14 protein-coding genes and 1 pseudogene are annotated in these 15942 nt (G+C 33.2%); 10 read left to right on the top strand and 5 right to left on the bottom strand.

Features of this window, described 5'->3' with window-relative positions; translation table 11 throughout:
- Positions 1–80 precede the first annotated feature (80 nt).
- The 3 genes from ITJ88_RS16300 to ITJ88_RS07810 all read left to right on the top strand — a co-directional run bounded on the left by ITJ88_RS16300 (position 81) and on the right by ITJ88_RS07810 (position 1671).
- A complete protein-coding gene (locus tag ITJ88_RS16300) occupies positions 81–248 on the top strand; it encodes a hypothetical protein (protein ID WP_230088616.1) in 168 nt (55 codons plus the stop codon).
- A gap of 74 nt (positions 249–322) precedes the next feature.
- Positions 323–832: a helix-turn-helix domain-containing protein gene (locus ITJ88_RS16480; RefSeq protein WP_425589483.1), complete on the top strand. Its 510-nt coding sequence runs from the start codon at positions 323–325 to the stop codon at positions 830–832.
- Positions 775–1671 (top strand): IS3 family transposase, encoded by an 897-nt coding sequence (locus ITJ88_RS07810; protein WP_425589484.1) that lies wholly within the window; start codon positions 775–777, stop codon positions 1669–1671. Before ITJ88_RS16480 ends, ITJ88_RS07810 begins: the two co-directional genes overlap by 58 nt.
- Before the next feature lie 387 nt (positions 1672–2058).
- On the opposite strand, the gene ITJ88_RS07805 is transcribed toward ITJ88_RS07810, so the two are convergent.
- Positions 2059–2316, bottom strand: a complete 258-nt coding sequence (locus ITJ88_RS07805) for a hypothetical protein (RefSeq protein WP_195865237.1) — start codon at positions 2314–2316, stop codon at positions 2059–2061.
- Between the two features lie 213 nt (positions 2317–2529).
- Positions 2530–2646 (bottom strand): annotated as a pseudogene (locus ITJ88_RS16295) (transposase); the annotation flags it as partial.
- A 479-nt stretch (positions 2647–3125) separates the two neighbouring features.
- Here ITJ88_RS16295 and ITJ88_RS07800 point away from each other — a divergent pair.
- The 7 genes from ITJ88_RS07800 (at position 3126) to ITJ88_RS07770 (ending at position 11926) form a co-directional block, all read left to right on the top strand.
- Positions 3126–3356 (top strand): mersacidin family lantibiotic, encoded by a 231-nt coding sequence (locus ITJ88_RS07800; RefSeq protein ID WP_230088609.1) that lies wholly within the window; start codon positions 3126–3128, stop codon positions 3354–3356.
- 31 nt (positions 3357–3387) lie between these two features.
- On the top strand, positions 3388–3582 hold the full coding sequence (locus ITJ88_RS07795; RefSeq protein ID WP_195865236.1) for a lichenicidin A2 family type 2 lantibiotic: 195 nt from the start codon (positions 3388–3390) through the stop codon (positions 3580–3582).
- 69 nt (positions 3583–3651) lie between these two features.
- Positions 3652–6672 (top strand): type 2 lanthipeptide synthetase LanM, encoded by a 3021-nt coding sequence (gene lanM, locus ITJ88_RS07790; RefSeq protein ID WP_195865235.1) that lies wholly within the window; start codon positions 3652–3654, stop codon positions 6670–6672.
- A 14-nt stretch (positions 6673–6686) separates the two neighbouring features.
- Positions 6687–7406, top strand: coding sequence for a flavodoxin family protein (locus tag ITJ88_RS07785; RefSeq protein ID WP_195865234.1), 720 nt, complete (start codon positions 6687–6689; stop codon positions 7404–7406).
- Between the two features lie 124 nt (positions 7407–7530).
- Entirely contained in the window at positions 7531–8433 is a 903-nt protein-coding gene (locus ITJ88_RS07780; protein ID WP_195865233.1) for a site-2 protease family protein, read from the top strand.
- Positions 8434–8451: 18 nt separating this feature from the next.
- On the top strand, positions 8452–10620 hold the full coding sequence (locus ITJ88_RS07775) for a peptidase domain-containing ABC transporter (protein ID WP_195865232.1): 2169 nt from the start codon (positions 8452–8454) through the stop codon (positions 10618–10620).
- On the top strand, positions 10580–11926 hold the full coding sequence (locus ITJ88_RS07770; RefSeq protein ID WP_195865231.1) for a S8 family peptidase: 1347 nt from the start codon (positions 10580–10582) through the stop codon (positions 11924–11926). The genes ITJ88_RS07775 and ITJ88_RS07770 overlap by 41 nt, the downstream gene beginning before the upstream one ends.
- A gap of 919 nt (positions 11927–12845) precedes the next feature.
- Here ITJ88_RS07770 and ITJ88_RS07765 read toward each other — a convergent pair.
- The 3 genes from ITJ88_RS07765 to relB form a co-directional block, all read right to left on the bottom strand.
- A complete protein-coding gene (locus ITJ88_RS07765) occupies positions 12846–14447 on the bottom strand; it encodes a P-loop NTPase fold protein (protein ID WP_195865230.1) in 1602 nt (533 codons plus the stop codon).
- A gap of 640 nt (positions 14448–15087) precedes the next feature.
- On the bottom strand, positions 15088–15255 hold the full coding sequence (locus ITJ88_RS16285; RefSeq protein ID WP_230088602.1) for a type II toxin-antitoxin system RelE family toxin: 168 nt from the start codon (positions 15253–15255) through the stop codon (positions 15088–15090).
- A complete protein-coding gene (relB, locus tag ITJ88_RS07755; RefSeq protein ID WP_195865229.1) occupies positions 15252–15476 on the bottom strand; it encodes a type II toxin-antitoxin system RelB family antitoxin in 225 nt (74 codons plus the stop codon). Before relB ends, ITJ88_RS16285 begins: the two co-directional genes overlap by 4 nt.
- Positions 15477–15942: the final 466 nt, after the last annotated feature.

Genomic DNA, 15942 nt, shown 5'->3' with positions numbered 1-15942 from the left:
GGGGAATCGAGATCGTTGAACATTTTGATTCCAGCATTTCAAAAGAGTCAAAGGAAAAGCTACGTTATCTATTTACGTTCATGAACGACTTCTTAGACGAAGGTGAATCGTTTGAACTGTATACATGTTGGATTGGGGAAGAGTCCTATCCGCAAGAGAAAAGTATGACACTGTCTTTAGAACTTGATCAGTTAGAAGACATTGAGATTCCTGAAAGAACCCATATTTTAATCACGAAAACAGAGTAAAAACTAAAAACCGCTGATCATGAACTGCCCCATAAAAGTTGGACATAAAATCCAACTTTTATGGGGTGTTTTTTATGGTCAAATATACAAAGGCGTTTAAAGTCCAAGTCGCTGAGCGTTATCTAACAGGACGAGACGGATACCGAGGTGTGGCGAAAGAATTCGGGATAGCGCATAACCTGGTCCGTGAGTGGTCACGTCTCTATGAGCGTTGGGGGGAAACGATCTTCGATCCTTCCTATACAACACACTCGCTGGCATTTAAACTGGAGGTATTAAACGACATGGCGACTAATAAGCTGTCCAATAGAGAGACGGCCGTAAAATACCGAATTTCCTCCCCGGGGATGATCTCGAGATGGCGATCGACGTATGATCGGGAAGGGACCGCAGGTCTGGTCGCCAGACCGAAAGGACGTGCCCCGATGGCGAGACGCAAGAAGAAGGAATTTGAAGAGATGACAGAAGTCGAGAAGCTCAAAGAACGGATCGAGTATCTCGAGATGGAGAACGCTGCGTTAAAAAAATTGAAAGCCTTGGTTCAAGAAGAGAATGCGCGACGAACCGGATCAAGGCACAAGTAATCGATGAATTGCGATCAATCTATCCCGTTCCGGGACTCCTCCGCGTGCTCGGTATGGCACGAAGCGTTTATTACTATTGGCGGACGCGCCTGACGGGCGAAGACAAGTATGCGGAAGTGAAGGCGGCCATCCATGCCCTCTTCCACGAACACGAGGGACGATGTGGCTATCGTCGCATCCACGCACTTCTCGAACGCCAGGGCTTCCGGCACGATCCGAAGACCATGCGCCGTCTCATGAACGAACTCGGTCTCAAATGTCTCGTCCGCATGAAGCGATACCGCTCCTATAAAGGACGGGTCGGAAAGGTCGCACCGAATCTTCTTCAACGTGACTTCAAGGCCACCGGTCTGAACCAGAAATGGGTGACTGACGTCACTGAATTTCACCTGTTCGGGGAGAAGCTCTACCTTTCTCCGATGATGGACTTGGGAAACCGTGAGATCATCGCCTATACCCTATCGGACCGTCCTACATATCGATTCGTTGGCGAAATGTTAGATCAGGCAATCGGGAAGCTCGACGGAGAGGCGCGCCCAATCCTTCATTCCGATCAAGGGTGGCATTATCAATACAGAGCGTTCACTGGTACGCTCCACGAGCACGGCATTACACAAAGCATGTCCCGTAAGGGCAACTGTCTCGACAACGCAGCCATCGAAAGCTTCTTCGCCGTGCTCAAGTCAGAGCTCCTGTATCTCAAGGAGTTCGATGACATGGATCACTTCAAATGTGAGCTCGAGCGTTACATCGAGTACTATAACCATCGTCGTATCAAGAGACGACTAAAAAACCTGAGCCCGGTTGAATACCGGACTCAGGTCCTCAAGGTCGCCTGACAAATTATTTATTGTCTAACTTTTTTGGTTCAGTTCAATCACAGCGGCTTTGTTTTAGATGATTCACTCTTGTGCGTAGACGATATCTGCGATGACATGGACTTGTGCAAGTGTCATCTCGGAATAAAATTTGATTGACGATGGACAGTTTTCGATTTTCTTCTTATTGTTCATCAATTCAATCGATTAATCGCGTTCTTCCTCAAGTTAAGTGCTATTTCCTTCCAAATGAAATACTTATCTTTTTTATTAGGTGACTTTAGTTACTTCCAGCTTTTTTTGTTGATCTCTTGCTTGAAGCAATGCATTCGCTGTTTGTTCCAATTTTTTAGTCATGTCTTGGAGTTATTTCTTATGATTAGAGATTTTGTTTACATATTCTGCTTTTTAATTTTCTATTGCTTGTAGCACTTCTGACTCTAATTTATTGACTGTCTCTAGATGACGTGATTGAATACGTTGATTTTCATATTGTAACGCCTCAAGATATATAGCAAATTTTTGAAAAAGAAGCGTGATCTGCTTAAGGGATGCTTCTAATACCGCATCCTTCTCGCTGAGTTTAGAATCAATTTCCTCTCGTTCGGTGAGTACAATAAATTCTTCAAATAGCTGATTGGTTGTAGTCTTACGTCCTTTTATCAATTCATCAAGTATATATGTCAGTTTAGTTAGTATGAAAAAAGTAGGATTTTTACTCAAATTTAATGTGAAAAAATGAAAGTTATGGCCAAAGTATAGAAAATGAAAAAGCTAAATTCTGATTGTAGACAATCCCTCATTTCGTGATTGAAATGGGGACTTATTGTATGTATTGATCACTAAAATGTCAAAGAAACATGGATTCCTAGAGGAATCTCAGGACCGATTCTCAAGCTTTTTGAGGTTCAGAGCAATGAAAGTAAGCATCGCTTGAAGCGTCGTTTTTTTTAATCCGCGGTAGCGGGTTCAACGCATACGACGCTTCTCTTTCTCGTTAAGAGAAAAATTACGCTTTGTATTCAGTCTGAGCTAAATTTTAATTTAGTTATTTATAAGACAAGAATTAAATATATAAAAAACCAGAAGCTAACTTATTGGTTGCTAGCTGACTAATCAAATGTCTAATGATTTCTTTATTTAGAGAGTCGCTAGATATTTTTGTAAACGCTTAATAAAAAACGAAAATATAAAACTAGTTCTTTTGAACTTATTTATTTAAAAACTAACTAAATTAGCTACTTTATTAAATGTTTAAGAATGCTTACAGCCGCAATGAAAGTGAGAATTACAAAAACTCTCAAACAAAATAAGTTGAATTAAGAATCCTTATAGGACGTATTTATCAATTCCATTTAGAGGGGTTTTATTCCATTTTTGGTTTGTTAACATGAACATATTCAATTCGTTGTGAAACATTAGACGTAATATTTCACATTTGAAATGAAAATATATTTTAAAAGGTGGATGTAAAAATGACTGAAAAAGAAATCATGCTTATGAATGCAACATGTGGCGAGGGAATGAAATCGTTGGATACTGAAAAGATGTCTGAGATTTATGGTGCTTCAGATGTAGATCCGCGTTGGACTCCAGTAATTTCTCTTGTAGCTCGTTCAATTGTAAAAAGTACAAAAGCTTGTATTGGTGCAGGAGCATCTGCAATCAGTGGAATTGTAAGTCACAATAAAGATTGCTTAGGATAAAACTAAAAACTACTAATACTTGGAGGTTCTGATGGAAAACCTTAAAAGTCTTGATGCTGTAGGAACAAGCCTTAAAGAATTGTCCGAAGAAGAGATGAATGAAATTTTTGGTGGATCTACTGATGTAGACGTTAGGTCATCAATGGTTTGTTCTGCTTTACTTACTTTTGTCGGCAGTTACTTAGCTTCTGCAGGATTAAAGTGCGGAAAAGATAATAAAAAATAAGAATAGCGTGAGCGGCTTCGGTCGCTCACTTCTAAGTTTTTAATTTGAGGATAGAATGGAGGCACTAAAATGAAAAATCTTTTTAAAGCTTTAACTATCAAAGAAAGGTATGAAATCTTACAAAGAACAGATATCTCAAATGTTCATCCATCATTGTTAAAATGGAGACAAGAGATGTCTATTATTTCTGAGAATACGTTCAACGAAATGCTGAAAACAAAAAAATTAAACAAAAATATTTTTTCTCATGCGATTTGTTATCAACCAGAATTTGAATTGCAAGAAAAATATCAAAAAGTTGCTACTGAGTCAGATTGGTATAAATTTTACGATCGTGGGATAAAGAATATTTTAGATTCAAATGAAACATATGATAATTTTTCGAATGTAATCCGTCCATTTATAGAAAATATTAAAAGTGATTTAAAACAACTATTTTTTGAAGATTCATCAAAAGATATTTTTTCTACATCTGTTTTCGAACAGGTAATTCTATACATAACAAATGAGTTGTCAGAAATTGTTCATAAAACACTTGTATTAGAGTTGAACCTTGAAAAAGAGCAAGGCTTATTAATTGGAGAATCACCTGAAGAGCGTTATATGTATTTTGTTAAATCTTTCGATCAAATAAAAAAATTGAATGGATTTTTCGATAAGTACATGGTTATTACAAGATTATTATCTTCGCGCTCATTATTCTTTATTGACCATGTTAATGAATTAGTGAACCGTATTGTCAAAGATCAAAAAGAATTAATGTGCGAATTTCGAACAGGAGATTTAAAAATCATTGGGATGAAGTTTGGTGAAGGGGATACGCACCAAGAGGGAAGAACTGTAACAGTATTAGAATTATTAAATTCAACAAAAATTGTTTATAAGCCTAAAGATTTGAAAGTGAATAAAGTATTTAATGATTTCATAAATTATATGAACGGATTAAATTATCCTAGCTTTAAAAGTCTAAAGACATTGCCCACGTTAAATAAAAATACATACTCGTATGAGTTATTTATTGAGCAAAAATATTGCGAATCTATAGAAGAAATAGAAGATTTCTATCATCGCTTTGGACAGCTTATGGCAATTTTCCAGATTTTAAATGGAACGGATATTCACATGGAGAATCTGATCTCGCATGGTTCGCATCCAGTCATTATTGATCTAGAAACATTAATTCAAAGACAAAATCCTTTATTCGGTCAAGAAGAAGAACTGACACTTAAAGAAATTAGAGATCGCAATTTTAAAAATGTAACGAGAACACTGTTCTTACCAACGAATGGACTGAAAACTGAAAAACTAGATTTAAGTGCATTAAATGGAAGAGAAAGCAAGTTAGATTATAAGGTCTTACAGCCAGTAAATCAGGGAACTGACGAAATGCGATATGAATATAAAGAGTTTATTTTAAAAGGATCAAAAAATTTACCAACTCTTGAAAATGACATTGTAGAAATAGACTATAAACATTATAAAATTCAAATACTAACTGGTTTTCAAGCAGTGTATGAAATGATTATAAAAAATAAAGCTGAACTCTTAAACTCTAAAGTATTAGAGAAATTCAAAAATTTAAAAGTAAGAGTTCTTTTTAGAGACACAAACCAGTATGCCACTATTCTCATGCACATGCAGCATCCTCAAATGTTGATGGATATGTTGGATAGAGAAAAAGCACTCGAGAACATGTGGGTATTTCCATATGCCGATAAATCAATTATTGATTCAGAAACTCGAGATATGATATTTAACGATATTCCAGTATTTTTTAATGTTACTAATTCTCTTCATATTGAAGGGAATAAAAGCATGATGATTGAGAACTATTATGACTATACGCCCTATGAATATCTTTTAACCACTTTCAATGAAGTGTCTGAAAGCGAATTGCAGCATCAACTTTCAGTCATACAATTACACTTCGGTGATTTCTCAAGTGTTAGAAAAAAAGAATTATCTGCGCTAGAGACAATTTCTGAACCGTTTTCGAAATTATCATTTGAGTGGAATGAACAGATCGTATTGAATGAAATTTATGAGATTGCAGACAGCATAATTGAAAAAGCAATTGATTTGGACCATGTAAGCTGGATTATTCCGAGTAATCAATCAGATGATGATGTCTGGTCGCTGACTCCGAGTTCGGATGATTTTTATAATGGTTCCTCTGGAATTTTACTGTTTTATTATCACTTATATAATCAAACGGGTATCAAAAAGTACGAAGAGTTTTACCAAAAACTATTGGCGCAATGTAATCCAGAATTAGTATTTGATTATAAGCTTGGACTTTCAGGGTATCCAGCCTATCTGCACGCATTTTCGTATATGAATGATTTCAAAGATGACAATGCTAAGATTTTAAAATTAATTATTCAATACTGTTCTAAAATAGAAGAAATTTTGAATGATAAGAGCGATTCAATTGTTGAATTAGATTATCTTAACGGGATTACTAGCCTAATTGGAAGTTTGATACGTCTTTATGAACATACAAAAATGTCAAGAGTATTAGAATTGGCAATAAAATGTGGTGATTTCTTAGTAAATAAAAACGTCCCAATCAAAGATCCGAGTTTTGGTCATGGCGAGTTTGGAAAAATTGTAATTATTAAGAGATTATTTAATTTGACTCAAATCAAAAAATACAATGACTTTGCTAACTCGCTTCTTTCTAATATTGATATTCCAGAAAGTCTACAATCTAGCAAAAGTCTTCATTGGTGCACAGGTTGTTTAGGGATCGATATGACAAAAAATGAAGTGTTTGACCAAGAAATGCAGGGGCATAAAGTATTTGTAAATAACTACATTCGGTTAGAAAATAAAACATTGATGAATAATGATTCAATTTGTCATGGGAATATGAGTCTCGTAGAATATTTCTTGACGTCATCAGATACGTTTGAAAAAGGTAGAAGTATTGGCATGGCGGTTTTGAAGCTTAAAAATAATAATAACGAGTATAAGTTAATGCATAATAGCAATTTTGAAGACATTAGTTTATTTACTGGAACTTCTGGCATAGGGTACCAACTTTTAAGACTGATCAATCCAGATGAAGTACCAAGTATTTTGAGTTGAAGGAGGAAAAAATCATGTTGAAAAAAATATTTGTCTACGTTGGTTCACGAAATAAAGATTCACGAATATTTGATTTGACAAATCAAATTATTTCTCGATTTAAAACTCTTTGTTCTAAAGAAATTGAGCTTCAGATTGATATATATTCGCCATTAAACACTCAATTAAATCCTTCTACAGGGTGTAGGCAGTGTTTTAATCTTGGCCAGTGTCCAAGTGAATTAAAAGATAAACCTGACGATGGAGAAATGTTAAAAAGAAAAATGAAAGAAGCCGATTATATAGTTTTGGCAAGTCCTGTATATTCACACAATGTTTCTTCGGATATGAAAGTTTTAATCGATCGCTTATCATATTGGGCACATCTATATACGCTTGTAAAAAAAGCTGGGATTGTAATTTCAACAGCTGAAAGTAATGGAGCAACATTCGTTACAGATTATCTGGAAAAAACGTTAAGTTTTATGGGAGCGTCAGTTATTCACAAAACAAATTTTATTAAAACAGAAAGTTTTTTAGCTGATACTTATGTAGAAGAGACTGTCGATTCAATGTTGCATGTTCTTGATTCTAGCTATAAATTTACTCCGACTGATTATCAAGAAACTACATTCAATACGTTGAAAATTATTTTAAGTCAATATGAACAACAACACTTTGAACATAAATATTGGGTTGAAAATCATTTATTTGATTGCGACACGCTTGAGGAGTACTTTGAATCGTATGCTTAAATCTAGGTATCTACTCTTACATCCGATAACACTAAGTTTAATAATGGTCAGTGTGTGTACATTCTTTTACAAGTATCAAAACGATTCTTTGTATCTTTTGATACTTCAACTATTCCTATTTATGATGGTTGTTATCGCTATTCATGAAATAGGTCACTTAGTAGCGGGATTGATACAACATGCTCAATTACATTTTTTAACATGGTGGTTCCTGATAGCAATTCAAGTGAATGGAAAAATAAAAATTATGATAAACGAAAATGTATTTTTAGCACTAGGGACAACCAAAATGTACTTTAAATCTAAAAAAGATATAAAAAATCTTAAAAGAAAGCTGTTATTGAACTATATTGGAGGTCCTTTAATTAACTTAGTTGTTGCAGTGATTATGTTAAGTTATCGAGCAATTGAGCCTAATATTCAACTTACCTCTAGTGACTCTTATTCTTATTTTTTAATCCTGAATTTAATAATTGGGATAATCACACTTATACCGGTAGAAGGTACTGATGGAGGAGAAATTGTTTCTCTAATGAAGAAAAGTAATGCTGAAGTAGTAGATGACTATACTGTACAGTACCTCTATTATAAGGCGATAGAAGATATTCAAGAAGATGAGTTTCTTTGGTTAGAAAAAAAAGTGACTGCAGCATCTAATGATGATGAGGTATTCTCAATTGCAATTTTAAAGGCTCATTATCACATAAATAAAAAAAATTATGATGAGGCAAGTACTTCTTTAATATTCGCTCAAAAAATTGTTTCTTCGGAAATACAACAAAAAATACTAGGCTTTTATAATTCATTAATAAAAAGCCTGATTCAAAAAGAAATGAACGAAGAATACATTGAACAGTTAAAAGAAATAAATTTTTGGTATGGAAAATGCATGTATAGTATTTCATTAAACATACTCAAACAAAATAGTAGTGACTATAAAAAAATTTGTATTTCAAAAAATGAAGTTTACAAAGAAATGGTTGATCCTCATCAACAAATGATCTTATTAAAAGCGCTTAATTTATAATCAAAAAGGAGTATCGGCATGAAAAAAGTTAAATTTATTCAACAAATGGAATTTAGTGAATGTGGTTTAGCTTGTGTCGCCATGATACTCAATTATCATGATTATCAAATAACACTAAATGAAATACGCGATGAGTTTCCTAGTCCACGTGGTGGTTATTCGTTTCTGAACTTAACACAAATTGCAGATAATAAAAAAATGATGAGTCGAGCTGTTCAAATAGATGAAAGTGGTATTGAAAATTTGATTTTACCCGCCATACTTCATTGGGAAGGAAACCATTTCGTAATTTTAGAAAAAATACGTAATGACATTTTCCACATTGTAGATCCTGCGAAAGGCCGTATGAGGTTAAAAAAAATAGACTTCATAACTAAAATGAGTGGATTTGCCATCATGTTTTCACCCTCGTCAACGTTCCAAAAAAGGTCAATTGAAGAATCGAATATTTTATTTCATTATTTCAGCAAACACAAAAAGACAGTCTTCCATTTGTTAGCATTGACGATCCTTCTTCAAATAGTATTATTAACTATCCCTTTAGTAACTAAATGGACTACTGATCATTTACTAATCAACAAAGAAGAGTCCTTAATGAATGTTGTCGGTATAACGATACTAGGGATATTCATTACTTATTTATTCTTCACAGGAGTAAGGTCGTTTATTTTAGCAAAGGCTGAGACAAGTATTGATAAATCAATCATGACTGATTTCATGAATACATTGGTTAGATTACCTCATTCCTTTTTTGATAATCGATCCAATGGAGATATCTTATTTCGAGCAAACTCTAATTTTTACATAAGAGACATTCTTTCGACTACGTTTATCTCTATAATCATTGATGCCATGTTGATCATCACATACTTTTTCATTTTAATGACTTTCTCAAAAATACTGGCAGTTTTTTTACTGATACTGTCTATCATCCTGATGATAAGCCTATTTTTCAATTCAAAAATCGTAAGAAAACTGGTAGACACTAGTATACGAGATAAAGTTAAGGTTCAATCACAGGTTACTGAAATCGTTCACAATGCTATGGATATTAAAGTGTTAGGGATTGAAGAAGAACTCTTGGGTAAGTGGAGTATAAATTATGATACACAATTAAAGAGCAGTCAAAGATTAAACATTTGGGAAGGTATTGTGTACACTATTACATCTGGAATTCAAGTAATGATTCCGTTATTGATTTTATGGATGGGAACAATGCTTTATTTAAGAGGAGATATAACAGTTGGGACAGTCATTGCCTCTAGTTCAATCGCAGTATCGTTCATCGCACCAATCATTTCAATGAGTAACCACTATACACAGATAGTCTCTTTAAGAGCATACTTTACACGGTTAGTAGATGTAATAAAAACTAAGAAGGAACAAGAAACAAATCTAGGTTTAGTATATGAAGAGTTAAAAATGGGAAAGATTGAATTCAAAAATGTTTCATTTTCTCATAATCAATTTGTAGAAAATACTATAAAAGATGTCTCTTTCACAATAAAGCCAGGAGAAACAGTCGCAATTGTAGGTCCTTCTGGATCTGGGAAAAGTACAATTGCTAAACTACTATTAGGTTTACATCGAGTGACTAAAGGTGAGATTTTGATTGATGATGTCGCTATTGAAAAGTATCATCTTCCTACTTTAAGAAAGCAGATTGGATCAGTTCTACAAGAGGCAGAGCTTTTTAATGGAACTTTCAAAGAAAATATTGGAATGGGTGCTGAAGTAGAGGAGAGGGAAATTGAAGAAGCGGCCCAAATGGCAATGATCTATGATGACATCATAAAAACTCCATTAAAGTTTGAGACGATCATTTCCGAGGGGGGTGGTAATCTTTCAGGAGGACAAAGACAAAGATTGATTATCGCTCGAGCACTCTTAAAAAAGCCTAAGCTAATTGTTTTTGACGAGGCGACTAGCAGTCTTGATAATATCACCGAGCACTTAATAAAGGAAAACATTGAAAATTTAAAAGTAGGTAAACTAATCATTGCTCATCGATTAAATACAGTTCAAAGTGCTGATAAAATCGTTGTATTACATGAGGGAAGAATTGTTGAGAGTGGAACACACTCTGAATTGATTAACAATAGACAGCGATACTATAGACTATATTTAAAAATGGGGGAATCTGAACATGATGAAAAGAGTAACCATCCTGTCAGTCTTAGTAGGTAGTTTATATGGAATACCTTCTAACGTGTCTGCGGATGCTCTTAGTAATAATAACGAAAAAGTAATTATCTTCAAAGAAAGTGTTTCAAAAGAATCAATGCAGCAAGTCATAAAAGACAAAGCATTAAAAGTTACTTATCAAATTCCTGAATTAAAATTAATAGTTGTTCAAGATTCGCACTCAAAATTAAAGGAAAGCAAATTTATTGAAAGTGTTTTTTCTTCTTCTTCATTAAAACCAATTGCTAGAGAAGAAAATTCATCATTAAACGAAGAAACATTTTCACTCTGGGAAGCTCAATGGGATATGAAGCAAGTTACAGGAGACAAATTGAGCTACTCATTGCATCAGGCGAATAAGGGAACAGTAGTCGCTATAATTGATTCAGGTATAAATGACGAGCACCAAGATTTAAAAGATAGTGTTGTCAAAGGATCAAAGAATTTAGTTCCTGTCGGTGGATATAATGGAACCGAAAGTACCGAAATTGGAAATGAAAATGATTATAAAGATCGCATGGGACATGGTACAGGTGTCGCTGGTCAAATTTCGGCTAATGGGAAGTTACACGGAGTCGCTCCTGGAATTGGTATTCGTAGTTATCGCGTTTTTGGGGAAAAGTCTGCTAAGACAGAATGGATATTAAAAGCAATTATTGAGGCTGCAAACGATGATGCTGATGTAATTAATTTAAGTCTTGGAGAATATATGTTAGTTTCTGGTCAATACAAAGATGGAACAAATGATCTAAAAGAGTATAAAGCCTATAAAAAAGCTGTAGATTATGCATATAAAAAAGGGAGTATCGTGGTGGCTGCTGCAGGTAATGCTGGAGTGAACGTTAGAAATCAGAATGATATGAAAGAATTATTTACTTTGCTTGGAAATGATTTAGAGGAATCATCAAAAAACAAAAAAGTAAAAATTTATGATATGCCTGCTCAATTATCGAAAGTAGTCTCTGTAGGATCTATTGGTCCATTAAATACTCAATCTATATTTAGCAACTATGGTAAAGGTTTTATTGACTATTACGCAGCAGGAGGAGACTTCAGTTACTTAAATCAATATGGACAAGAGAAATGGATGGAGGAAGGATGGTTTGAGAAAGAATTGATACTGACGACTGGTATGGATGGAGGCTACTACCAAGATGCTGGTGTATCTTATGCCGCTCCAAAAGTTTCTGGAGCGATAGCTTTGTTAATAAGTAAAGAAAAATTGAAAAACAAACCAAATAAAGCTTTAAAGCAATTTAAGAAGTTGAATCAAAACAAATATATTTATTTACCTAACATATTAAAATAAAATATTTATCGCACTATACCGTTAAAAAACGATATAGGAGCAGACTAACCTAAATTTTTAGACAATATAAAACACCTTCGTAGTGGTACACATTTATGAACTGAACCCTGAATGGTGGACACTTGATAAAAGACCCCATTCGGGGTTTTTTGTGTTTAAAGATATCGATATACTGTACCTATTCAATTTAGACGGGAGAACTATTCATGAACAGACGCACCTTCAATCCAGATCAAATCAGACAAATTGAAGCGAAGATGGAAGTCTCAAGGTGAGCGAATCATAACGACACCTAATCTTCTCGAGCGTGACTTCACAGCAAGTAGACCAAATCAAAAGTGGGTGACTAATATCTCCCGCCTTTCAAGAATTCGTTAAAAGGAATCACCTAACAAGCAGCACATGTCTCGTAGAGGAAACTTTTGGGACAGCGCAGTTATCGAATCGTTCCACTCTAATTTAAAGTCTGAAGAGTTTCAGTACGTCAAGCTTAATTCACTAAGAGACCATGAGCTCGCTGAACTCGTTACTTATTACTTAAATTACTAAAACGAAGAATGAATCCAAGAAAAATTAGGCTACCTGTCACTGAAATAATATGGTGTACTGGCATCCTACTCAAGGTGTTTTTATATGTGTCTCATATCCCTATGTCTGTCTAAACATCCTACTTCTTGACTTATATCTCTATTCTCCCTCTAAGAATAGTTATCTGCTCTCTTCTCGATAGTCTTCTCATCTATCCAACTCACTTCAGATAGTATACTGGCTTGAACTTTTTACGTGTATAACCGAGTTGGTACATTTCGATTACAAAGCCTGATCTGTACAATTTCACGTGAATGCTGTAACTATACATTCTGCCATTGATAAAGCAACTTCTAATCGTAAATTTTATATCAAGAACTATTTGTTATTTTTATCTTAAGTCAGACAGTAAAGTAATGAATCTATCTCTAGTAACATTATCAGAAACTTCATTCTTGAGTTTTTTTAAGTGTTCTCTAATTTTAGTTTTTATATTCTCATCCATAATGTTTGAAGTAGTTTGTTTCAAAAAACCGTATAATTCAAGACTTACATTTTTCTGTGATAGTAAATGATAAATTTCTAATTTATCTAAAATCAAATTTGGTTGCCCCTTTAAAATATTCGCTGCTTTTTCATACAACTTGTTTTCAAAAGCATCAACAAAAGCCTTTAGGTTGTTCAATTTAATTTCATGCAAAACTTTTACTTGTAGTTTTTTTATTATCTCATCTGTGAATACTTTTTGCTCGGAATAAGGGAATTTCAGAGATAAATCTTGGTTAAAACTATATAGCTCTGCGATATTCATTTCGCTAATCGAAAATTCTATAAGCTTTATGAAACGTTCATCTACTTTTTTTAAATCAGAATTGATAATAGATTCGTATTTTGTTCCATAACTTTTTGTTAGCATCCATAAATCCATAATCAATTTTACGTTAAAAGATATATTAGAATGATTTTCTATAAAATCAATAATGTTAGAATATGTTTCTTTTAAGTACTCGTCATCTTTTAAGAATGCATATTCCATTTTCTCAATATAATCAATTAATTGTGTATTTAATTTGTTATTCTCAGAATTCTCATGAGATATTGGGTTTAAAACGCTGTTAAAATCCTCAAAGTTCAATTCATTTGTTTTTAAATACGTTTTTATTTTTTCTCTCAAAATAAAAATTGATACCTTTATGTCATTTTCTTTATAAATATTTTCATTAATAGTAACGTTTTCATTATGTTCTTCTATAATTACACTGCTACATAAACTAACTATACTGACATTTAAGTTTTTTAATTCATTTAATATGCCTTGAACTAATCTTTCTATTTTTATTAGAATTCGATAATTACTTTGTTTATGTAACTGAAATACGCGAATCATTTCATTCTTATATTCTTTCTTCAAGCTTGAATACGATAAAACATTATTACACATTTGATCGCTTACATCAGTCAATTCATATTCATAATCAATAATTTTTTCCTTATATGCTAAAAAGTTTTTATAATATGTGTCGTCTTTTATAGCATCTTCATTTAATAATATAAAAACTGTTGAATTGAGTGATATATTTTCAATAAAACCCATAATATCTTTTAAGCTTAATTTATCTGATTTTCTTTCTAGGTCATCAAAGCAAATGACTGTGTTAATAGAAAAATTAAAAAATCGGGAAACATCAATTTGTCCAGCTGCTATTTTTTTGTTGAAAACGTTATAAGATTGCCTGACAGCCTCCCTTATTCTTGAATCATTTTCTATAAATCCAGTTTTTAATTGTCTTTCTAATTGCTCGATTGATTCGACACCAAACAAAGAAAATTTTATAAATTTTAATTTACCTGTTCCATTTTTTCTCTCTACAAATTCATTCCATAAAAAAGTCTTTCCGATACCCCATGTTCCTTTGATTAAGAATGTAAAAGCTTTTTTTGTAATATCAATATTTTTATCAACTAAAATATTTAAAAGTTTATCTTGATTCATTTGATCATTCCTATCTATTTTTTTATTGGTTATATTGAAGTATGAATTAATAAATAATAAATTTAAAATCTGTAAAAACAATTATTATCAGGGTTTGATTTTTCAAGAATATTTCATTGACAACTTTTTCACAATGAATCAGTAACGTTATCTTATAACTTCAATAGAATAGTTTCGTTCATTATGTAGAGATAAATGAAGCAGTGATGATTTGAGAACATGAATGTATTATAGATATTTAAGGTCATGGATCAAGCGAGAGGAGAGCAGATACCAAACAAGTTAAAAATGATTAATGATCAGCTTTGATTGGTGCGAGAAGAAGCTAGCTTAAATGAGTGAATCTATGTTTATCTTATTTATTTTTATATATACTTAGCTATTTGAAACACATTAATAAAAAGATTAGTTAATAGATATTAAGCATTACAATCAATTAAACGTTTGTGGAAGAATACTCATTTTTGTATACATAACGATTGTTAGACAGACACAATCAAAAACTCATATTTTTACTCGTACATGAGCAATAGATTTCTTATTATAGATTTTACAACGAAGACAGATTTCAAGAATTAAGATCACGATTTTTCTCGTCCTGGATGTCAGCAATTAGACGATAGTTGTCAATGTAATAACGTCATTCGCCAGAGCGATTCGAGACCAGCCCTTTAACATGAAGACGCGGATCATCCGTCCCGACCAGATTCTTCTTGATCCAGGACATGATGATCCGAGCCTGTTGGGGATTAATCTTCTTAAAAGACCTTTGAGCTCCGCGCTCAAACTCTATTGTATGTGCCGTCATTCTAAATCAAGTTCCTTCATCGTTTCGTCGAAAGTGATTGCTTCTGAGTTTTTACGATCTGCTGCTATGGAATCATAATAGAGTTGTAAATCAATCTCATCTTCGATGCGATCGAAGACGGCATCGCGTACAAGTGTAGAAATCGTGATATTCTTTGCCTTCGCATATTCCTTGATGAGTCGTATATCCTGATCATCAAGACGTACGGAAATAGTACTCATGAGTATCAGCTCCTTTGTAAGACATTGTAATATAGATTAAGGTTTTAGTAGATAGGAATGGCGATGAACCTTATTAAAAATTTTTTGAAGTGATGAAATTCAACTTGTAAATATCATAAATGAGTACGATTAGATCTAAATAAGTGAATAAAATCATGTTCAAATTGAATTAAACATAGTCATATATCTTTATTTTGACCATGTTTAGGAAAGCGATGATCATGATAATTTCTTTTATCCTCCTCGTTTCAGACAACAGGATATACATCAAACGGCGCTACGTATCTATTACAAGAAGACAAAAAATGTTTTAAATTGAAGAAAGATCAAGGTACGGATCTGTTTAGAGCATCTGTACCTTGATTCTTTTTTTCATAGATATTGATTTATCTCAAGATGTTATTGAGATCGATAGAGAAAATTTCCCTACGACCATGAACTGTTATTGTTATTTCATCTGTATGTT

This window comes from Exiguobacterium abrahamii (genome assembly GCF_015645365.1).
Lineage (GTDB): Bacteria > Bacillota > Bacilli > Exiguobacteriales > Exiguobacteriaceae > Exiguobacterium_A > Exiguobacterium_A abrahamii.
Note: the sequence above shows the minus strand (reverse complement) of the source record. Positions and strands in the feature narration are given on the sequence as shown.